Here is a 21,023-nt window from a genome sequence, read left to right as displayed (position 1 = left end):
CAATCACCAATAAATTTTAATCGAGCTAAGCTTATCGCCAGCATAAATTGCAATTACCATCTTTTTTACCTCTTCCTCTTCTTTGATAAAAAGCTCGGCACGCTCGCCGTTTTCTAGGGTAAAGACATACGTATCACTCTTTTTTACGTATGCTCTCTCCGTAAATTTATCAAAAATTTCAGACAAAATATAATTGATCTTAGGCGTGCGTATATAGCTAATATCTACGCCATCGCAAAGCGCCAAATAAAGCATCTTTTTTTGAAAAATTATAGTCGAATAAAGAGAAGCATTCTCGCGAGCCTCTTTGGTTTTATAAAGCATCACCGTAGGCACGACGAGCTCATTTACTTTATCCATCTTGAGGCACGCTTTAGCATACATATTTGCAAGTGCCTCGCTCTGCTCCTCGATGAATAAATTTCGCACGCTTTCTTGGCAGATACGGTTGTACTGACCGATCTGATCCCAGTTGCGCACGTCATCGGCGCTAACTGCAAATAACGACGCGATCGCAAAAGCTAAAATATATAAAATTTTCATAGTTTGTCGCTTCTTATCTTTGAAATGAGGTTAGAAATTTCGCTATTTTTCGCCTTTGCGTTAAAGGTCTCAAGAGCGTAAAGCGCGTCTTCCTTACGACCCTTTTTATAATTGGCTTTAGCAAAAATTATCCAGCTAGCGACGTTGTCCTTATCAAGCTCATTTGACGTAAGAGCCCATTTGATCGCATTATCGTAGTCTTTCTTATTATACGCTTCTTCGGCTAGCGATAGCGAATACTCAATCTTATTCGTCGCGTAAAATTTGCTCTCCAAGCTCTGCTTATCTTCGCTTAAATTTGAAGTTTTTATCTCAATCCTGGAACTTAGCGGAGCGCTACTTGCAGTATTTGTAGAACCTCCAGCGAAATTTGATTTAGGTGGCAATGGAGCGCGTCCAAAATCTATAACCTCGTTTTTAGGCGGCTGATTTGCAAAAGCTGCGTTATTGGTATTAGGTACGTTAAATGTAGGAGCATTTTGATTACCAAAATTCTGTCCGCCAAAATTTTGACCGCCGAAATTTTGCGCCTGAGCCTGCCCGCCATAGTTTCCGCCATTTTCGTAATTATTGGTTATCTTAAATCCACCGGAATCCTCGCTGGATAGCACACCCACATCGTTTAAATTTAAACTTGGGCGTTCCTTTTCGTGTTTAGAGGCGCGGGTAACTTTCGGCGCGCTGATATTATAATCCTCTTTGGAAATATTATTTTGCACTGCAAGATCTGCCGCCTGCTGCTCGGCATCATTAGTAGAATTTACAGCACCACCTTTGTCTTCAATATTTTGATTGATGCTTGCCATGCTAACGCTATCGCTATCTTTAAGCAGCCAAAATATCGCTCCGATCGCAACCGAGATCAATATCAAAAGCCCCAAAATCGTCTTGTCGAATCTCAACACAAAATTCGGCTTAGATTTCAGGAAAGAAAACTGCTTTCTGTTTTTGTTATACTCTTCCCATTTTTTTTCAAGTTCGTTTACTTCGTAAAATTCAAGCATTTATTATCCCCGAGCCTATCGCTGCCATCTCTATGATTTTATTATTAATCTGCGAAAAACTAATTTCCGTAGGTTTATTTACTTCGTAATACTCAAAAAGCTCATACATCTTATACATAAGCTTGTTGATGTTCCTCATATTGCCGTCCGTTAAATTTAAAATCAAATCGAAATTATCGTCGCTAAACATAAAATAGTATTGTTGAAAGCCATGAAGCACAAGCTTCTTTTCAATATACAGCTTGACTTCGCCTAAATTTGAATTAGGAAGCTCGATGCTCTCCCAAATTCTAGTTTTAAAATAATCCTTTGCGAGGCGATCTTCCTCGTCAGTCTTATGCACTGTAAATAAAAATTTAAATAGTCTAGTATCTGCCATAAGACGAATTTTTTCTATCAAATTTCCCGGATACAGCTGAGCTTCGTCAAGCAAAATAACGACCTGCTCTACCGCTCCCACATTCGTAGAAATTCCAAATCTCTCTCTGTAAACCCGCATAAAATTTTCATAATTATCAATCGGCTCGCTAGGAGTAGAATGAAAAATCTGCGAATAAAGCTCTAAGAAAAATTCTTTCTCATCAAAAAACGGCTGCGGCACAAATACAACTCTTACCTTTTTTTCAAGATCGACCTTGATCTTATTAAGCAAAAATGTCTTGCCACAACCCGGTTTGCCGTAAAAAAGTATAAGTTTTAACGGCTTTTGCAAAGCATTTAAAATTTTATGATAGGCAAGGGTCGATTTATCGAGATTAACGAAGTCTGAGACTTCGTTATCCTCGATAAAGATCTCCTTGATCGCCGTATAGTTATTACTCATTTTCGTAGATGGATTTTGAGTAACCTAGCTCTTTAAGAGAGGTAGCAAGCGGCGCGCCGGTATTGTCGATGATATGTGGAGTTACTACGAATATTAGCTCCGATGTGCTCAAAACATCGGCAGTGCTTTTGAAAAGATTTCCGATTAGCGGAATTTCGGCTAGTACAGGCACCCTAGTGTTATTCTTGGACTTAGTTGCGCCGATTAAACCACCTAAAATTACAGTATCGCCATCATCTACCCAAACTACACTCGAGAGTTTCTTTTGCAAAGTATCAGGTGCGATATCTCTTCTGCCATTCTCTCTCCTTACATTATCTTCAGCATATTTAAGAGAACTTAAAGATGGATTGATTCGTAGCATAATCCTATTATCATCTGAAATTTCAGGCAAGATATTCAAAAGAATACCTACAAATATTGAATACTGATCATCCGACTGAGTATCCCCGCCTTGATAATCACCTGTAGTAGTAGATTTCAATACGTAGTTAATGGTATCACCTACAGAGATAATAGCAGGCTGATTATTCATCGTAGTTACTTTAGGGCTTGAAATAATCTTAGTTTTACCTTTAGTCTCTAGGAAGTTAATCAAACCGTCGATATTGAAATTTAGATTAGCCCCTATCGTCCAAGTTCCATGAGTATCGCTAGCTTTTCCTCTATTGCCGTTATCTATGTGATAGCCTGAAAGTTTCTTTGGATCCCCGCCTACATAGGTATTAAATCCTAGTTGAAATTTACTCCAATCAATACCGGTAGTGTATTCGTTATTTAGCTCGACAGATATGATATTTACGTCTAGCAAGACTTGGCGACTAAGGCGTTTTTGCATACCGCTTAGATATCTATCGACGCGAGCTATCTGAGACTTCATAGCAGTAACGGTCACTAAACCGGCATTTTGATTTATAATAGGAGCGACTGCGACGTATTTTTCAGTACCGTTATTTAAAACAGAGGTGATTTCCTCGCTAATCTTCTCCCAAAAATCAAATTTCTCTTTGGTAGTGATCTTATTATCTTCTTTATTTTCTTTATCGTCGCTATCATCCACTTTCGTAGGTGCGGAATCGACAGAAGATTTAGTAACAGCAGTGCCTTCTCTAATAGAAGTGATGTAATCCACCTTAAAAGTCCTAGTCTCTAGCGCCGAAATTTTTAATATACCATGAGAATACTCATAGCTTAGATTATTCTCTTTTATGAGTAGATCTAAAACTTCGCGTAAAGAAAGGTCTTTGATGCTTACGCCTTGCAGTGGCTTACTCATCTCCTCTTGAGCGATAGCGTCTTTTGCTACCACCGAAAAGCGGCACATATCGGATAGCTGCGTTAGCATCTCGTTTAGCGTAACGGTATCGTTAATCTTGATATTTAGCGCCTTCCTATCGCAGTTACCTGCAGTTGCGGGAGCGGCATATAGACTAGTAGCCGTAACAGACAAAGCAAGCATAGCAGCTATGCTAAGCTTTTTACTTATATGTAATAATGACATTTTGACTTCCTTGTTTTAGTGTTAGTTCGACTTTATTTTCATCGTCGTTGGTAATAATAACGCTATTACCCGTTATTTGCACGATCTTATATGAGCCTACATACTCGCCCAAACCATACCATTTATCGTTTAGCTTAACCTTATCGCCCATAATACCTACTAGCTGATAACCTAGGTCCACCTGCTGATTAGCTTCTCTAGGCGCATTGGCTTCTTTAGGATAAAACGGATCTTGCAAAGAAGCTATCTGCTCATCGCTAAGACCCACTCTAGGCTTACTAAGATCATCGAATATCGCATCGTATTTAGCTTTATAGGCTCCATTACTAGGCGCCACCGTCTGATTATTATCTACAGCAAATAGAGCAGTAGAAAGTAGCAAAGAGCATAAAATTAACTTTTTCATTAGTAATTTACTCCCCAGATAGATATACCGATGCTTCCACCGATTTTGCCGTTTTTAGTGGCATTGATATCCATCTTATTTACATCTACGATCATCTCCGATTGTTCGATAAGGTTGATATACCTAAGGACGTTCGAAAATGCTCCTTCAAATTTTACATCTATATCCAGCAAAGCCTCAGGCTGAAAAATTTGTTTGATGCTAGGCTCTCTTCTATCGCTATGAATAGCATAAATTTTAATATTGTTATTCTCTGCGATCGTTGAGAGGCTATCCATAAATTTAGCCCAGTTCTTTTCATTATAGGTAAGCTTTGAAATTTCTTTTAGCTTGCCGTCTAGATACCCACGCTCTTCAATAATATTGTTAAGGTTGGTCCTAGCACCATTGAGGATATTGCGCTTATTATCAACGAAAGCTTTAGGATCACCGCCAAAAAACTCGTTATACTCTCTTTGTGCGCCTTCAAGCTTCGTCGTGGCAGTACTTAGATTTGTTTCACTCTCCTCTAAATACGGATCCGCATAGCCACTCAAAATAAAGTAAGCTACCACACCTACAAACAACAAAGCTATGTAAAAATAGTTATTTGCACTATTTCCCTTGGAGGCAAACCATTGATCAAGTTGATCTAATGAACTTTTCTTTTTCATTATTTAACCTCCACACTGATGTTGCTATCGTAAAAGACGGTTTTATTGCCCTCTTGCAGCGCGATTGTTTTAGTATCCACGCCATACACCTCTTTTTTACTGATATCCTCTAAAAGCTCGGTCATTTGCTTGTCGTTTTTGGTGCGCACCTGAACAGTTAGAGTCCTATTCTCATCACCGATCCTAACCATATTACCCTTATTTTTAACGACCATATTGGTTAGCTCAAAAATAGAAACACCCTTCATAGCGTAATTATTTTTCTTATCTAAGATGGCATTAATTAGATCGCGCCTGTCGTTAAGCTCCTTACCACTCTTAGCAGCCTGGGCATTTACCTCTTTAGTCTCTTTATCCAAACGCGCACTTTCGGCTCTAGCAGGAACCATCTGATCTTCTAATCCCTGATATTCGCTAGTTTTATCATTAGCTACCATATTATTATAATATCCATAGCCGAAGTTATACGCAGGATACACAGCGCCAAGTAAGCAGCCTAGCAGCATATAGCCTATCAGCTTGCCGGTTGATCTTTGGGTCAAAGGCGGAGGTCTCATAAACGGCGAGTAGTTGTGATCATCGTCTTTGGTAACCAAATAATCTTGACCTACCAAGAACATCAAAATATCTAGCTGAGTGAGCGGATAATCTTTTGCGTTGATTGCAACGTTAAAATTAAAATCCTTGTATCTTAGCTTTAGATTATTTTCTACGAAAACCTCGATCGCAGGAATTTTACCGATATCCGTTCCGATATAAACGTTTTGAATATTGACGTTGTAAATTTTACTAATACCGTTCAACACGTCGTTGATGTAGTAAAACATATCGTCAAAAATTTGGATCATATAATCGCGTTCGGTCGGATTTTCTAAATTTACTCCCTGTTTGGAGAGCAGTCTATAAAAGCTCTCTTCATCGACTCTGCTACCGACTAGCTCGACATATTTTTCATGCAAGAATTTTAGGTTGTATCTTACTTGGCGGGATTGAAAATATTCGCCGTTTTGATACACTACTAAAAAGGCATCGTCGCGCTGCAAGTAGATGAAGCAGTCGATTCCGTCGCGAGTTAGGACGCCTCTATTATACAAGCCCTCGTATAAAAACGGAGCCATTGCCACGTAATCGATGTAGTTCGTCCTAGCGGCGATCGCATCGAATTCCGAAGTGAGTTTAGCGTTATCCACGACGAAGACGTTAAAAATTCTATCGTCGCCGGAGCCTATTACCTCACTATAAGTTATTTTGTAATCCAAAGCGGTGTCAAGCCCCAGCTCCTCATACACCTTAACGACGATCGCATCTAAAAGATCCGCGTCCTCTACCGATCTGCTTATCTCGACCGTCGCAGTCATTATATCCTTATACGGAATATATGAGACGTAAGTTTCCTTCGCACGATTTGCTTTTGAGAAGTCGTGCTCGAAAACTTCATTCTCACTTAGACCGAATATGGTTTGCGTGACTTTGTTAATCGCAACAATCGAACTAGCATTTTTACTATTCTTTGCCATAACACTCCACTTTCAAATGAAATTTTCTACGCTGCTAATACTAATAGAAATAAAATAAAATGTCAATAGATAAAATCGGTTTTCACCATAAATTCGTCATTTTTCCAGCTTTTTTTTACAAAAACTGTTAATTTTAAGTAAATTTTGACCTTAGAAAAATTTGAAATTAACTTTTTGGCTCGAATTCCGATCCGCTTTATCGCCTCGCCGTTTTTGCCGATCAACATCTCTTTGTGTGAATTGGTGTCCGTTATGATCCTCGCATATACCGAGATCAGACCGGGTTTTTCCACTACTTTTTCCATGACGACGTCGCTGCAATACGGGATCTCGTCGCTCATACTCTCAAAGATCGCCTCGAGTATGAAGTCGCGGTAAATTTCGCGCTCATTGGTAGCGCTTAAAATTTCAGGATCATAAAAGTACTCGTGCTCGGGCAGAATTTTACAAATTTCGTCCAAAACCTGCTTTTTATAGACCTTTTTTTTGATGCTAACGGGGATTATCGCTTCGAATTTATCGGTAAATTTTTGATATTGCAGCAGCTTTTGCACGATCTTTTCGTCGTTTGCTTCGTCAATTTTGGTTAAAATCACGATGTGTTTCGTGCTGGGGTTTAAATTTAAAAATTTTTCATATTCTGCGGTACCGTCGTGCACGGGCGCCAAAAACAGCACCAAATCGCAGCCCTCAATCGCTCCGAGCGCTACTTCGACCATCAGTTTATTCATCAGCTTGGCGCTTTCGTGCAGCCCCGGCGTGTCCGTGAAAATCACCTGATCTGCGCCGTTCATCGCGATGCCGTTAATCTTACGGCGCGTGGCGTTAATTTTATGCGAGACTAGCGAAATTTTCTCGCCGCAGAGATAGTTTAACAGCGAGCTTTTGCCCGCATTGGTCCGCCCGATGAGCGTTACAAATCCGCTTTTCATATTTTCCTTAAATTTATAAATTTTATCTTGCAACCGCAGCGCTAAGCCCTTGCGGGTAAATTCTAAAATCTCGTTTTGTGCAAACTAGCTCCGCACGAGCGTCGAAATTTTAAAATTCCAAGCCGCACAAACAGGTGAAATTTTAAAATTTCAAGCCGCACGGTAGCGCTCAATTTTACTCGCCTAGGCGCAAAATTTTATCTATTTCAAATTCTGCGCGACCTAAATTTTGCGGCTTCATAAACTAGCAGCGAAATTTTAAATTTCATCCCACGACTATATTATATATAGTCCGCGCCGCGCAGAATTCAATCATCCTAGAAATTTTACAGACTTAAAATTTTAAAGCATCGCCAAATTTAAAAGGACGAAATTCTGCGCATTTTAAAATTCCGCTACATTTTGCGCCCGAAATTCCAGCGCTTTGCAAATTCTAAGAGCGCATAATTTTCGCTATCCGCAAAATTCCGCGGCTCCGTAGTTTTCTAAGAGTAACTGCCGCGCCGCCTTATAAAATGTATTTCGCCAGATCCTCGTCGCTTGCGATGTCTGCGAGCTTTTCGCTTACGAGCTTTTCATCCACGACGATCTTTTGCCCTTTAAACTTATCCGCTTCGAAGCTGATATCCTCAAGCACCTTTTCCATTATCGTATGCAGCCTTCTAGCACCGATATCCTCGACCTTTTCGTTCGTGCTAGCCGCAAATTTCGCGATCGCCTTGACTCCGTCCTCGCTAAATTCTAACTCCACTCCCTCAGTCTTTAAAAGCGCCGAGTACTGCTTAAGAAGCGAATTTTTTGGCTTGGTTAAAATTTCGCACAGCGCCGCCTCGTCTAAGCTGTCAAGCTCGACGCGAAGCGGGAAGCGCCCCTGAAGCTCGGGTATGAGATCGCTCGGCTTGCTGATATGAAAGGCGCCCGCGGCGATAAAAAGGATGTGATCGGTGTCGATATTACCGAATTTCGTGCTTACGCTGCTGCCCTCCACGATCGGAAGCAGATCGCGCTGTACGCCCTCTTTGCTCGGATCCTGCCTGCCGCTATTGCCGCTTGAGACCGCCACCTTATCGATCTCATCGATAAAGATGATACCCTCGTTTTGTGCGCGCCTAACGGCTTCGGCTTTGATGCTCTCCATATCGAGAACCTTCTCGCTAGCCTCGCTTTTAAGGGCAACTTTGGCGTCTTTGACCTTCATCTCTTTTTTGCTTTTGCGCGTCGAAATTCCGATTACCTTGATGAAGCTTTCCTGCATATTCGCCATCTCGGGCGGCAAATTCGGATTTGATTCAAGCGCATTTTCGCTTACTTCGATCTCGATACTAAGATCGTCCAGATCGCCGCGCTCGAGCTTGGCCGCCATCTTTTCGTAGCTTTTTTCATAATCTGCGACCTTCTCCTCACTCGCTCCGCGCGGAAGCGGCGGAAGGACTTTTTCTAAAATTTTACGCTTGATATAATCATCGATCTTGTCTTTATTCTTTTCAAATTCCTCGCCGCGCACTAAATTTACCGACGCGGCGGCCAGATCGCGCACCATGCTCTCCACGTCGCGCCCCACGAAGCCTACCTCGGTGTATTTGCTAGCCTCGACCTTGATAAAAGGAAGTCCGAACATCTTCGAAAGCCTGCGCGCGATCTCGGTCTTACCTACGCCGGTAGATCCGATCATCAGGATGTTTTTTGGCATTACCTCGTTTTTCATCTCATCTTCAAGCGCCATTCTGCGGTAGCGATTTCGCAAAGCCACCGCTATCGTGCGTTTAGCGCTATTTTGTCCAATTATATATTCGTCTAGTTTTTCTACGATCTGCTTTGGCGTCATCATCTCTTTTCGTCCCAAATTGCGTATGTTTTGATATTTTCGTTCGTGTAAATGCAAATCTCGCCCGCGATTTTAAGGCTTTGCTTTACGAGCTCCTCTTCGTCTAAGCTTGCAAATTTATCCAAAGCTCGCGCCGCGCTAAGAGCATAATTTCCGCCGCTTCCGATCGCCACGATCTTGCCGTCGTCCGGCTCTACCACATCGCCCGTGCCGCTAAGTAGAAAGATATTTTTGCGGTCCAGCACCAGCATCATCGCTTCGAGCTTTCGCAGATACTTATCCTTGCGCCACTGCTTGCTAAATTCTATCACGGCCCTTAAAAGATCGCCCTTTGCGCCATCTAAGCACTTCTCAAACATATCAAAAAGATTAAACGCATCGGCGGTGCTGCCCGCAAAGCCTGCCAAGACGTTACCCTCTTTGCCGATCTTTCGAATTTTAGTCGCATTGCCCTTCAAGACGGTGTTTCCGAACGTAACCTGCCCGTCGCCGCCGATTACGGAACCCTTCGCGCCTTTGTAGGCTAAAATGGTAGTCGCTTCAAACACTAGCCACCTCTATCTCAAATTTAGCGCTTATGCCGTGCTTTAGCTTGGCATTTACGTCGTAGATCCCGGTCGTTTTGATAGCCTCGGTCTCTAAAATTTTCTTATCGATTTCGATCCCTTTTTGCTCTTTTAGCGCGGTTGCGATCTCATCTTTGGTCACCGAGCCGAAAAGCGCGCCGCTCTCGCCCGTCTGCTTTACGATCTTTACGCGGATCTTAGCTAGCTCCTCGGCTAGTTTTTGCAAGCTTGCAACCTCGTATTTTTCTAGCTCGGCTTGCTTTTTCTTATCCGCTTCAAATTTACGCAAAACCTCAGTCGTAGCGGCTTTGGCGTAGCCTTTGCCGATTAGGAAGTTATTGCCGTAGCCGTCCTTGACCTCCTTTACCTCGCCCGCCTTTCCGAGCCCCTTAACGTCTTTTATTAGTAATACTTTCATCCATTATCCTTTTAAATTTAGCTTTAAATTTATAAAATTTTATGGGCGGCGCGGACGGATCTAAAATTTCGTGAAATTTTATGAAATTCGCCCGCAGCCGCTTGCATTTTTACGATAAATTTTAAAATTTCGTTTTGTGAAATTTGCCTGCCCGCCCTGCGGCAAAATTTCATCTAAAGCTTGCGTCCGTTCTTGCCCGCGATGATAAATCTTAGCGCGCTTAGTTTGATAAATCCGTCGCCGTCTTTTTGATTGAAAACCTTGTCCTCTTCAAACGTTACGAAATCGGTATTAAACAAACTATCGCTCTTGCTTTCCCTGCCCAGCACGGTCACGTTGCCCTTATAAAGCTCTAGCTTAACCTTGCCGTTTACGTGCTCTTGGGATTTGTTTATCAGCTCTTGAAGCAGCAAGCGCTCCGGGCTGAACCAAAAGCCGTTGTAGATAAGCTCGGCGTAGCGCGGCATTAGATCGTCTTTTAGATGCGCCGCGCCGCGATCTAGCGTGATGCTCTCAATCGCGCGGTGAGCCTTTAGCATGATCGTGCCGCCCGGAGTTTCGTAGCAGCCGTGGCTCTTCATGCCGACGTAGCGATTTTCTACTAGATCGAGCCTACCGATGCCGTTTTTAGCGCCGAGCTCGTTAAGTGCTGCCAGCATCTCGTGCGGCTTAAGTGCCTTGCCGTTTAGCTTTACGGGATCGCCGCGTTCGTATTCGATCTCGATAATCTCGCTCTTATCGGGCGCATTTTTAGGGCTTACGGTCCATCGCCACATATCCTCCTCAGGCGCATGGGCGGGATCTTCCAGCACCAAGCCCTCGTAGGAGATGTGAAGGATATTCGCATCCATCGAATACGGCGACTTGCCGGGCTTTGAGGCGATATCGATGCCGTTTTTCTTAGCGTAAGCAAGCAGCTTCTCGCGAGAGTTTAGATCCCACAGCCTCCATGGCGCAATCACCTTAATATCGGGATTTAGCGCGTATGCGCCAAGCTCGAAGCGGACTTGGTCGTTTCCCTTACCGGTCGCGCCGTGGCTTACGGCGTCCGCGCCGGTTTTTTTCGCAATTTCGACTAGTTTTTTAGCAATTAACGGGCGCGCGATCGATGTGCCCAAAAGATACTCGCCCTCATAAACGGCATTTGCGCGAAACATCGGGAACACGTAATCGCGCACAAATTCCTCGCGCAGATCCTCTACGAAGATATTTTCCTTTTTGATGCCTAGTTTCACAGCTTTGTTTTTGATCGGCTCCAAATCCTCGTTCTGACCGATATCTGCGGTGAAAGTCACCACATCGCAGCCGTAAGTATCGCCGAGCCACTTTAAAATAATGCTCGTATCTAGTCCTCCCGAATACGCCAAAACGACCTTTTTTACATCTTTTGCCATCTCAAATCCTTTACGTAAAATTTGGCGAAATTCTACCAAAAATAGTTTAATAGTTGCTTTTAAGGCAAATATCGCTAAACTCACGTTTATGAGAATTGATAAATTTTTAAACGCAGTCAATATCACCAAGCGGCGCGCCATCAGCGAAGATATGTGCAAAAGCGGCGTCGTAGCCGTAAACGGCGTCGTGGCAAAGCCCGCCAAAGAGCTTAAAATCGGCGATGTAATCACCATAAGCTTTTTGGATAGGAAGCAAAGCTTTAAGGTCCTAGCCTTTCCTAGCGCGAAAAATACGCCCAAAAGCGAGCAAGCAAAGTATGTCCAAGAGCTTTGAACTCATCTGCGGCGAGGATGAAATTTCACGCCTCGTGCAGGCTCTGCCAAAAAGCGGCATAATATTGCTAATCGGCGATCTTGCCAGCGGCAAAACGACGCTTGCGCGCGCGATCGTGCGGGCGCATGGGTTAGACGAGCACGTGAGCTCGCCGACATTTTCGATCATGCAAAACTACGGCGAAATTTATCATTACGACATCTATAACGGCGGCTGTGAGGGGATTTTAAAAAACGGACTATTTGAAAATTTATTTGAAGAGGGGCTTCATCTGATTGAATGGGCGGATGAAAATTTGATAAATTTACTTAAAAAATATGAGCTTGATTTTTGCGTAGTGAGGATCACGCCACACACGCAAGGGCGAAAATACGAGGTAAGCTATGCATAAACTGGAAGTCAGGAGTCTAAAAAAAACCATAAAAGGCACTCCGATCATCAAAGGAATCTCGCTAGAGCTTTACAATGGCGAGATCGTGGGGCTGCTAGGGCCCAACGGAGCGGGCAAAACCACGACGTTTTATATGATCTGCGGGCTGATAAGCGCTAGCGATGGCGATATCTTGCTTAATGAAAATAGCATCGCAAAGGTTCCACTTCATAAGCGCGCTAAGCTCGGCATCGGCTACCTGCCACAAGAAAGCAGCATCTTTAAGGAGCTTAGCGTTGAAGAAAATTTAATGCTCGCCGCGGAGATCACCTATAAAAACAAGGCCGAAGCTTCGCAAAAGGTCGATGAGATGCTAAATCTACTCAACATCGAGCCGATCAGATTGCGCAAAGGCGTGAGCCTAAGCGGCGGCGAGCGTAGGCGCTGCGAAATCGCGCGAAGCCTAATGATAACGCCGAAATTTCTACTTTTAGATGAGCCGTTTGCGGGCGTCGATCCGATCGCCGTTAACGATATCCAAAGCATCGTGCGCGATTTAAGCGATCTTGGCATCGGCGTGCTCATCACCGATCACAATGTCCGCGAAACGCTTGCGATCTGCGACCGTGCCTACGTCATCAAAGACGGCGAGCTGTTCGCCGGCGGCACCGCAAAAGAGATAGCTAACGATCCTAATGTCCGCAAATTCTACCTCGGCGAGGATTTTAGCATCTAAGCCGGCAAAGGCGTTTTAGATTTTTAGCCCCCCCTCGGCGCGCGCGGTTAAATTCTATAATTTAAGTTCTGCGATTTAAATTTCAAGCGAGCAGCCGCAGCTAGTCACGCAGATGCCGCTTGATCTAAAATTTTGCGCATTAAAATTTTAAAGCCCGTAAAGCCTCGGCGCGCAAGAATTTCGCGCCCGTTTGAATTTACATATTAAATTTTGATGCGTAGCGCTTCGGCACGGGGCGCATCTCGGTACGGTTTGAATTTTGTGCTTTAAATTTTGAAATAGTTATGACGGCGAGATTTAAACTCGGCATCTAAATCTCACGCATCAATTTTTGAAGTGCGCCTCGGGCTCGTTTTTAAATTTCAAAAGGCGTTTTGTACACTGCAAATTTTAAATAATTTTTTGCTACAGACTCGCTTTTACGACCGAAATTTTACACCCGTGGTACATAAAATTTAAATCGCATTTTAATCACACTTTGTTTAAATTAAATCAAATTTTAAAGCGTGAGACGTCTTTAAACGTAACGCTTTCATCTGCGCACCAAAATCACGCCCACAATTTGCAAAAGAATATCCGCTCGTAGAATTAAAATTTTAAAGCAACAGCCTAAATAAATTACGTATGCGAGACGCCTGCAGTTGCGCGATACGGCTTAAATTTCACTGCGCAATTCCGCGAGCGGCGGCGTAAGCCAAAGCGCACAAAACCTACTCGCTTCGGCTTCGACGCATCAAATTAAAAGCGACGCGCGAAGCAAGGCCTTCCAACCCGCTAGAATTTTGCCGATCAAGCCGCCTTGTTTAATTAAAATTGCGCTTTTATTTGTTCTGCGGGTTTAAATTTCGCTCATCTTAAAGCTCGCTGCGAATTTTAAAATTTTAACCCGGCACTCGTCGCTTCCCTTAAAATTTTAAAATTCTTAAAATTTTGGCGAGATCAAGGAGAGATTATGAAAAAAGTTCTACTTTTGTGCGCCTTGGTGGGCGCGCTTTTTGGCCTAGAGATCGACGGATTTAGCGCACCTAGTGGTTCGCTCATTACCGATGACGCTTTTTACATCGCAAATCGCGGCAGCAGTGAAGATCCACAAGAGCGCGACGGCTTCATCAGCCGCATAGTAAAAAATTCCAATGTTGTTGAGACAAATTTTATAGACGATCTGGTAAATCCGGGCGGAATGGCGCAGATCGCGGACGTGCTTTATGTCTGCGATATCGATACGATCAGGGGTTTTGCCAAAAGCCAGGAGGTTTTCAATCTAAAAATCGAGGGAGCACAGGCCTTAAACGACGTCGTAGCGCTCGGCAGCGAGGTTTTACTCGCAAGCGATCCCGCGCGTGGGACGATCTGGCGCATCGACTTGCTCTCGCGCACTGCGGATGAGTTCGCACGCATCAATCCATCGCTAGGTAGCCCAAACGGACTTTTGGCTAAAGGCGACAAGCTTTTGATCACTACATTCGATCTTAGTGGAAAGGTTTCGGGGCGCGTGCTAAGCATGGATCTGAAATCCCGCGAAATTTCGATCTTTGCCGATATGAAGGGGGTTTTCTACGGCATAGCGCGCGGAAAAAACGGCGAAATTTTAATCAGCGACTGGGGCGAGGACCTTTTAAGCGGTAAAATTTGGCGTATCGATGCAAACGGACAGATACGCAAAATAAACCTCGGCGCGATGCAAAGACCTGCGGACATCTCAAGCGACGGCAAAGTTTTATTGATCCCAAAAACGCTGGAAAACAAGGTGGGGCTGATAAATTTGCCTTGAATCAGCCTCTTTTTTGCTCCGCCGCTTGCGCGGCGGGTATCCGCTAGAGAACCGAAGCTAGTCGCTACGATGCCAAAACTAATCGCCCTTTTTCGCGCGCACTCAAAAGCCGCACATGCCGTCTTGTGACACGCAAATGCCGATCCTGCCGTAAAATTTGAAAATCCATCTGCCCTCCTTTTAAATTCCATCGCTGCGGATATTTTCGTAGGCCGAGTAACGCGAAATTTCAGCGTAAATTTTAACGCCCGCTGCAATTCAAAAGCCTTGAAGACTCATAGCGCGAGATTTAACGCCGAGGCGCGCTTTTAACATACCTCGTCGTATCTGCGCGCGAGCGAATTCTACGGGGCGACACGATATTGACTCCTGCGCGCTGTCGCTGTAAAGGCGTGCGAAATCTACCTTTTTATGCAGAGCGTATGTCTAGGCTGTTCGGAGCGCCCGCGCGTGGAACCTACCTCTCTACGCACCCCTCCCACACGGCGGGGACGTCAAGCTCTACGTATGAGCTTAAAATTTCATACGGCTCGTAGCTAAATTTATACGCTAGGCTTGGACACTGCTTCACCGCGTAGCCTAGATAGATCCAGCGCAGCCCCAGATCTTGGGCGAACTCGATCTGTTTTAAAAGCGAAAATTTACCCAGACTTAGATGCGGCAGATACGGATCGTAGTAGCAATACACCGAGCTGATGCCGTCATGCACGATATCGATGAGATCGACACAGATAAGCCGCCCGTCCTCGCCGTAGTAAGAAATTTCTTTACCGAAGTCGCCGTGACCCTGGACGTAAATTTCATCATATCGCTCAAAATCGATCTCTTGCAGAGGCCAGCCCTTTTTTAGATGCATATAGTCGTGATAAAGCGCGAAAAGCTCTAAACGTGCATCGTTTAAAAGCGGGCGAGATTGCCATACATAGGCGGTCGTGCGATTTTTTTTATAGACGCGGCGGTGCGATCTGCTAAATTTAAAATTTGCGGCATCGATGCGTAGGCTTTTGCACTCCGCACAGGCTGCGCAAATGGGCTTTTGAAAATACCTGCCGAAGCGGCGGTAGCCGTGCTGCACTAAGCTTGAATTATACTCAAAGTCGCAGTCTTTTATGTAGAGATATTCGCTGCGCGCGGCTCTGCCGTCCAGATAAGGGCAGGCAAAATCCAGCGTGCAAAATGGAATTTCAGTCATTCAGCTTTTTGATGTTTGCCGCGTCCACGTATTTTAAAAACTCGTCTTTGAGGCGATTTTCGCGTGCGGCGATACTCTCTTTGGCTACGTCGAATTCCCCATCCGCGGCGCCGTCTAAGCCGCTTTCGCTTTGCGAACTCGAATCATCATCTCTGAAAATATCTTTAAACTCGTCGCGATTTGAATCCCTCTTTTTAGGCTTTTTGGGTGCGGAGCTTGCCGATTTGTCCTTAAGCATATCCTTTTTTATATCTTTTAGGCTATCTAAAAAATCCATGCTCTTTCCTAAATCCGCGCCGATTTGCGCATCGTAGCGATTATAGCGGCGATCGCTTCGTTTTTATTCGGCTGCATATCGTCCATAGTGTTTTCTAAAATTTTGTCTAAATTTTTTTCTACATAACTCGTGTCGAAAAAGCCGAGTCGGAACTCGCGCGACTTGCTGATGCTGAGCAAAAACGGAATGATCGTACGCACTCCCTCGATGCGAAACTCCTTCAGCGCGCGCTCTAGCTTATTGACGGCCAGGTCGTAGTCGGTGGTTTTGATGATGAGCTTGGCTAGAAGCGAGTCGTAAAACGGCGGAATTTTATAACCCTTGTAGATATGGCTATCGACGCGCACGGAGGGACCTAGTGCAGGATAATAATCGCTAACGGTGCCGGGAACCGGGGTGAAATTTTTCCAGACGTTTTCGGAGGTAATACGCGCCTCGATCGCGTAGCCGTGCGGCTTAATATCGCTTTGCTCAAGCTCTAAAATTTCGCCGTTTGCGATGCGGATCTGGCGCACGACGAGATCGACGCCCGTGACCTCCTCAGTAATGCCGTGCTCGACCTGGATACGGGTATTCATCTCCATAAAATAGAAGTTGTTGTAATCATCAAGCAAAAATTCCACCGTGCCGACGTTGGTATAATTCACCGCTTTTGCTGCAGCGACTGCGGTCGTACCCATCGTTTTACGTAGATGTTCGCTTATCGAGGGACACGGCGCAATTTCGATAATCTTTTGGTGGCGGCGCTGGATAGAACAATCGCGCTCGCATAGATGAATGATGTTGCCGTAATTATCGCCGATGATCTGAAACTCGATGTGGCGCGGCTTGACGACGAGTTTTTCCATAAAAATTTCATCGTTGTTAAAAAATGTTTTCGCTTCCCTCGTGCACGAATCGTAGGCGCTTTCCATATCTTTCTCTTCCCACACCTCGCGGATACCGCGTCCGCCGCCGCCGCCGCTAGCCTTTAAAATCACGGGATAGCCGATCTCGCGCGCATATTTTTTGATCGTATCCATGCTCTCGTGATTTAACTTTTCGGTGCCTGGCACGATCGGAATGCCGTTTTTGCGCATCAAGTAGCGAGCGATGTTTTTGTTGCCCATTTTTCGGATAACGTCGGGTTTTGGGCCGATAAAGATGATCCCCGCGTCCTCGACCTCTCTTGCAAAGTCAAAATTCTCGCTCAAAAAGCCGTATCCAGGATGTATCGCATCAGCGCCACACTCTTTGGCGACTTCGACGATCTTTTTGGCATCCAGATAGCCTTTTAGCGCGTCCGCGCTTACTTCGTAGGCCTCATCGGCGATTTTTACGTGCAAGCAATCGATGTCGGGTTTGGTATAGATCGCGACGCTTTTAATATGCAGATCTCTGCAGGCCCTAATGATGCGAACCGCGATCTCGCCGCGATTAGCGATAAGAATTTTACGTATCATAAATAATTGCCTCTTTTAAAAAAATACCGCGGTAATAATAGTATAAAAAATTTTATAGCAAGTTGAAATTTGCAAAAGGCGGTTGAAATTACGGATAAAATTTAAAGAATATTTATGGTGCCCGAGGTCGGAATCGAACCGACACGAGGTCGCCCTCGCCAGATTTTGAGTCTGGTGCGTCTACCAATTTCACCACTCGGGCATTTTAAAAAAGTTTTGATTGTATAAATTTAAAAAAGATAAGCCCCGAAGACGGGGCTTGGAGCAAGAAAATTATTTTTTCTTCTTGCCTTTTGCAGCTGCAACAGCCTCTTTTAGCTGTTTGCCGACTTTAAATTTTACTACTTTAGTGGCAGGAGATTTGTAAGTTCTGTTTGTGCCAGGAACTTTACCCTCGCGAGCTGCACGCTCTGCAATACCGAAAGATCCGAAGCCGATGAAGCTTATGTCATCACCTTTTACCAAAAGCTCTTTGATAGCCTCAAGTGCAGAATCTACTACCTTAACGGTATCTTTTTTAGAAAGACCTGCCTTATCGGCAACTACCTGGATAAAATCAGCTTTTTTCATGCTAATCCTTTAAAATAAAGTGGTTTGGGCGGTATTCTACAATAGTTTCGCAAAAAATACAATAGTTTTTTAAGAAAAAAACGCAAAAATCGGCAAAATTTAGCCGAATTTAGCCCAAATTCGTCAATTTTTCAGATTTTGCTTCTTTAAATTTTAAAATTTCGCCATATTTTTGGAGCTTATTTTTGAAATTTTGCCAGATTTCAAAAAATTTCAAGATTTTACCCCTTCTCGCCTCATTTTTATAAAATTTCGTCCCAGCGCGCCGCTTTAAAATATATAAACTATATTTTGTTATAATCCGCGCAAAATTTCAAAGGTTTTTTATGACTAAAATTTTAATGATAGAGGATGATTTAGAACTCGCCGAAATTTTAAGCGAATATCTGCAGCAATACGATATCGATATCACCGTCGCGGACGATCCGTTTTTGGGACTTTCCAAGCTAAATTTAGAAAATTTCAACCTCGTGATTTTAGATCTCACGCTTCCTGGGATGGATGGGCTTGAGGTCTGCAAAGAGATCCGCAAAAATACCGATATACCGATCATAATCTCAAGCGCCCGCCACGATCTGACCGACAAGATCAACGCTTTTGATTTCGGCGCGGACGATTATCTGCCAAAGCCTTATAATCCGCAAGAGCTTTTGGCGCGCATCAAGCGCCACATCGAGCGCTACGACATAAACTCCATTCAGCGCGCCGCAAAGCCAAAAAAAGACCTCGAAGTGGATGATTTCCGCCACGTTATCAGCTTCAAAGGACAGCCACTATCGCTCACCATCGCCGAATACGACGTGCTTTCGTATCTCATCAAAAAGGAAGGCGGCGCGATCACCCGCGAGGAGCTCATCTACAACTGCAGCTCCATAAGCGAGGAATCCTCGAGCAAAAGCATCGACGTCATCATCGGCCGCATCCGCTTAAAGCTTGGCGAAACGTCCAAGGCGCCCAGCTACATTCATGCTATCCGCGGCGTAGGCTATAAGCTGATACAATGAGCGCACTTGCGCCGGACGGGCGGTGCGATAGAATTTAGCCGCTCGTGGCTCTAAATTTAATAGATGCCTGCGCGGAGAAACTGAAATCGCAAGCCGTTCCGCGCGATCTTGCCGTTTAAATTTAAGGCGCCGCAACTGAAGCGTTAAAATTTTACGATAAAATTTTATAGTTATAAATTTGGCGTGCGATTTTTAAATGGGCGTGAAATTTAATCGTTGTAAATTTCGGCAAAATTTGGCGCTGCGGGCAAGAACGAGCCATAAAAAACAGAGCCCAGGGCAGCGAAAGGGTAAATTTTAAAATTTAAAGCGGCGCAGCTCAAAAGCTTAAAAGCGCCCTGCTTTGCGGTGAAATTTTAAAATTTACGCACCGTGCCTTTAAATCGCGCCGTAAATTTAAAGCAGGGCAAGCCGGTCTGCGCGCCAAAGCCAAAGTAAGCCAGCAGCTTAAAAGCTTTGAAATTTTAAAAATTTAAGGATCATATAAATTTAATGAAAGTAAGATCATCGATTTTTTACACCATCACGTTCATCTTCGCACTCGCCGCTGTGGGCGTTTCGCTCGCCCTACTCTGGCTCATCGGCTACGATCAGCAAAACTACACCCGTGAACTAAACTCCAAATACTCCATCGTTGCGCGCGCGAACCTATATCAGATGAGCAAGCTCATCAGCGATGTCGAATACGACCGCCAGGTCGCGAATTTCGAGTTTTCGACGATCCGCGATGAAGCCAAACGCGATGAGATCATCAAAGGCGCTGAAATTTTAGACAGTATCTCCGCAGACATCGGCTCTGCTGATATCCTGCTTTTTAAACGTAAGCACTATCTAAAAATCACGCACGCGGGCGAGACGCGGCTTTTAAATGACAAGGAGTATCAGCCCTACCGCTACGATATTTTCAAGGCGATCTACGGCGTCATTTTGGTGATCATCCTGCTTGCGTATATCTTCATCATCCGCAAAATTCGCCCCCTTCGCAAGCTCAAACGCCAGATCGATAAATTTGCTAAAGGCGATCTTCAGATCAAGGACGTAAGCGTAGGAAACGACGAAATTTCCGAGGTTTCGCACGCATTTTACGAGGCGGTCACGCAGATAAACAAGCTTAACGAATCGCGCCATCTGTTTTTGCGAAACATAATGCACGAGCTCAAAACCCCCATCACAAAGGGTCGCATCGCCGTTGAGATGATCGAGCACGGCAAAAATCAAGAGCGCCTCATCTCGGTCTTTGAGCGGTTGGAGAGCCTAATCAACGAATTTGCGGCGGTCGAGCGCGCGACTGCGGGCACGGCACTAGGCGAATGCGGAATTTTTCCCATGGATGAAATTTTAAAAGAAGCGCTTAGTATCGCGATGATCGAGCCCGGCTGTGTAACGCTGCAAAATCCGCTAGGCCTGAGCTTAAACGTAGATCTGAAGCTCTTTTGCGTCGCGGTGAAAAATTTAATCGACAACGCCGTCAAATACGCCGCAGACGGTAAAATTTTAATCCGCTTAGACGCCGAGACGATGGACTTCATAACGCTCGGCGAGCCGCTGCAGAAGGACTTTAGCTACTACAAAGAGGCCTTCGTCAAGGGCACGAACGCTAAGCAAAGCTTCGGCCTGGGGCTCTACATCGTCGATAATATCGCCAAGGCGCACGGACTAAAATTCCTCTACCGCAGACAGGATGAGCTAAACGTCTTTTATTTCGAGGGGATCGAAAAGATAGCTGCGTTATGAAATTTAAGCAC

General features: G+C 44.5%; 23 protein-coding genes and 1 tRNA gene. 6 read left to right on the top strand and 18 right to left on the bottom strand.

Annotated elements, in window-relative coordinates; genetic code table 11:
- Window positions 1-3: 3 nt before the first annotated feature.
- The 13 genes from QZ176_RS06410 to QZ176_RS06350 form a co-directional block, all read right to left on the bottom strand.
- Window positions 4-543, bottom strand: a complete 540-nt coding sequence (locus QZ176_RS06410) for a hypothetical protein (protein ID WP_177389145.1) — start codon at window positions 541-543, stop codon at window positions 4-6.
- Complete coding sequence (locus QZ176_RS06405) at window positions 540-1,547, bottom strand: hypothetical protein (RefSeq protein ID WP_295152095.1); 1,008 nt, start codon at window positions 1,545-1,547, stop codon at window positions 540-542. Before QZ176_RS06405 ends, QZ176_RS06410 begins: the two co-directional genes overlap by 4 nt.
- On the bottom strand, window positions 1,540-2,370 hold the full coding sequence (locus tag QZ176_RS06400) for an ATP-binding protein (protein WP_005870282.1): 831 nt from the start codon (window positions 2,368-2,370) through the stop codon (window positions 1,540-1,542). The genes QZ176_RS06405 and QZ176_RS06400 overlap by 8 nt, the downstream gene beginning before the upstream one ends.
- Window positions 2,363-3,871: a pilus (MSHA type) biogenesis protein MshL gene (gene mshL / locus QZ176_RS06395; protein WP_295152093.1), complete on the bottom strand. Its 1,509-nt coding sequence runs from the start codon at window positions 3,869-3,871 to the stop codon at window positions 2,363-2,365. Before mshL ends, QZ176_RS06400 begins: the two co-directional genes overlap by 8 nt.
- Window positions 3,849-4,253, bottom strand: coding sequence for a hypothetical protein (locus QZ176_RS06390; protein ID WP_291937386.1), 405 nt, complete (start codon window positions 4,251-4,253; stop codon window positions 3,849-3,851). The genes mshL and QZ176_RS06390 overlap by 23 nt, the downstream gene beginning before the upstream one ends.
- A gap of 23 nt (window positions 4,254-4,276) precedes the next feature.
- A complete protein-coding gene (locus QZ176_RS06385; protein ID WP_295152091.1) occupies window positions 4,277-4,930 on the bottom strand; it encodes a hypothetical protein in 654 nt (217 codons plus the stop codon).
- Complete coding sequence (locus QZ176_RS06380) at window positions 4,930-6,447, bottom strand: hypothetical protein (protein WP_295152089.1); 1,518 nt, start codon at window positions 6,445-6,447, stop codon at window positions 4,930-4,932. Before QZ176_RS06380 ends, QZ176_RS06385 begins: the two co-directional genes overlap by 1 nt.
- Window positions 6,448-6,509: 62 nt before the next feature.
- Window positions 6,510-7,379: a GTPase Era gene (gene era, locus QZ176_RS06375; RefSeq protein ID WP_295152087.1), complete on the bottom strand. Its 870-nt coding sequence runs from the start codon at window positions 7,377-7,379 to the stop codon at window positions 6,510-6,512.
- Window positions 7,380-7,887: 508 nt separating this feature from the next.
- Complete coding sequence (gene hslU, locus QZ176_RS06370; RefSeq protein ID WP_295152085.1) at window positions 7,888-9,207, bottom strand: HslU--HslV peptidase ATPase subunit; 1,320 nt, start codon at window positions 9,205-9,207, stop codon at window positions 7,888-7,890.
- Window positions 9,204-9,752 (bottom strand): ATP-dependent protease subunit HslV, encoded by a 549-nt coding sequence (hslV, locus tag QZ176_RS06365; RefSeq protein ID WP_295152083.1) that lies wholly within the window; start codon window positions 9,750-9,752, stop codon window positions 9,204-9,206. Before hslV ends, hslU begins: the two co-directional genes overlap by 4 nt.
- Window positions 9,745-10,188: a 50S ribosomal protein L9 gene (rplI, locus tag QZ176_RS06360; RefSeq protein ID WP_295152082.1), complete on the bottom strand. Its 444-nt coding sequence runs from the start codon at window positions 10,186-10,188 to the stop codon at window positions 9,745-9,747. The genes hslV and rplI overlap by 8 nt, the downstream gene beginning before the upstream one ends.
- Window positions 10,189-10,217: 29 nt before the next feature.
- Window positions 10,218-10,361: a hypothetical protein gene (locus QZ176_RS06355; protein WP_295152080.1), complete on the bottom strand. Its 144-nt coding sequence runs from the start codon at window positions 10,359-10,361 to the stop codon at window positions 10,218-10,220.
- Complete coding sequence (locus QZ176_RS06350; protein WP_295152078.1) at window positions 10,362-11,582, bottom strand: argininosuccinate synthase; 1,221 nt, start codon at window positions 11,580-11,582, stop codon at window positions 10,362-10,364.
- Window positions 11,583-11,670: 88 nt separating this feature from the next.
- Here QZ176_RS06350 and QZ176_RS06345 point away from each other — a divergent pair, with 88 nt between their 5' ends.
- The 4 genes from QZ176_RS06345 to QZ176_RS06330 all read left to right on the top strand — a co-directional run bounded on the left by QZ176_RS06345 (window position 11,671) and on the right by QZ176_RS06330 (window position 14,793).
- Window positions 11,671-11,916: a S4 domain-containing protein gene (locus QZ176_RS06345; RefSeq protein WP_295152076.1), complete on the top strand. Its 246-nt coding sequence runs from the start codon at window positions 11,671-11,673 to the stop codon at window positions 11,914-11,916.
- Complete coding sequence (tsaE, locus tag QZ176_RS06340) at window positions 11,900-12,307, top strand: tRNA (adenosine(37)-N6)-threonylcarbamoyltransferase complex ATPase subunit type 1 TsaE (protein WP_295152074.1); 408 nt, start codon at window positions 11,900-11,902, stop codon at window positions 12,305-12,307. Before QZ176_RS06345 ends, tsaE begins: the two co-directional genes overlap by 17 nt.
- The gene (lptB, locus tag QZ176_RS06335) at window positions 12,300-13,022 is read left to right on the top strand and encodes an LPS export ABC transporter ATP-binding protein (protein ID WP_295152072.1); all 723 of its coding nucleotides are present in this window, start codon (window positions 12,300-12,302) and stop codon (window positions 13,020-13,022) included. Before tsaE ends, lptB begins: the two co-directional genes overlap by 8 nt.
- 952 nt (window positions 13,023-13,974) lie before the next feature.
- Entirely contained in the window at window positions 13,975-14,793 is an 819-nt protein-coding gene (locus QZ176_RS06330) for an ATP-binding protein (protein WP_295152070.1), read from the top strand.
- A gap of 457 nt (window positions 14,794-15,250) precedes the next feature.
- On the opposite strand, the gene QZ176_RS06325 is transcribed toward QZ176_RS06330, so the two are convergent.
- The 5 genes from QZ176_RS06325 to QZ176_RS06305 all read right to left on the bottom strand — a co-directional run bounded on the left by QZ176_RS06325 (window position 15,251) and on the right by QZ176_RS06305 (window position 18,274).
- Window positions 15,251-15,985, bottom strand: coding sequence for an arginyltransferase (locus QZ176_RS06325; protein ID WP_295152068.1), 735 nt, complete (start codon window positions 15,983-15,985; stop codon window positions 15,251-15,253).
- Entirely contained in the window at window positions 15,978-16,262 is a 285-nt protein-coding gene (locus QZ176_RS06320) for a hypothetical protein (RefSeq protein WP_295152066.1), read from the bottom strand. The genes QZ176_RS06325 and QZ176_RS06320 overlap by 8 nt, the downstream gene beginning before the upstream one ends.
- An 8-nt stretch (window positions 16,263-16,270) precedes the next feature.
- Complete coding sequence (locus QZ176_RS06315; RefSeq protein WP_295152064.1) at window positions 16,271-17,704, bottom strand: acetyl-CoA carboxylase subunit A; 1,434 nt, start codon at window positions 17,702-17,704, stop codon at window positions 16,271-16,273.
- Window positions 17,705-17,819: 115 nt separating this feature from the next.
- A tRNA-Leu gene (locus tag QZ176_RS06310) sits at window positions 17,820-17,906 on the bottom strand.
- Between the two features lie 71 nt (window positions 17,907-17,977).
- The gene (locus tag QZ176_RS06305; protein WP_291937435.1) at window positions 17,978-18,274 is read right to left on the bottom strand and encodes an HU family DNA-binding protein; all 297 of its coding nucleotides are present in this window, start codon (window positions 18,272-18,274) and stop codon (window positions 17,978-17,980) included.
- Window positions 18,275-18,600: 326 nt separating this feature from the next.
- Between QZ176_RS06305 and QZ176_RS06300 the strand changes: the two genes are divergently transcribed.
- Together QZ176_RS06300 and QZ176_RS06295 are read left to right on the top strand one after the other, a co-directional pair.
- Window positions 18,601-19,278 (top strand): response regulator transcription factor, encoded by a 678-nt coding sequence (locus QZ176_RS06300; RefSeq protein ID WP_005870247.1) that lies wholly within the window; start codon window positions 18,601-18,603, stop codon window positions 19,276-19,278.
- A 492-nt stretch (window positions 19,279-19,770) separates the two neighbouring features.
- Window positions 19,771-21,012 carry an ArsS family sensor histidine kinase gene (locus QZ176_RS06295; RefSeq protein ID WP_295152062.1) on the top strand — a complete coding sequence of 414 codons (1,242 nt, stop codon included), beginning with the start codon at window positions 19,771-19,773 and terminating at the stop codon, window positions 21,010-21,012.
- Window positions 21,013-21,023 lie beyond the last annotated feature (11 nt).

The organism is uncultured Campylobacter sp., assembly GCF_905373215.1.
GTDB lineage: Bacteria > Campylobacterota > Campylobacteria > Campylobacterales > Campylobacteraceae > Campylobacter_B.
This window is presented reverse-complemented; position numbering and strand designations above follow the sequence as displayed.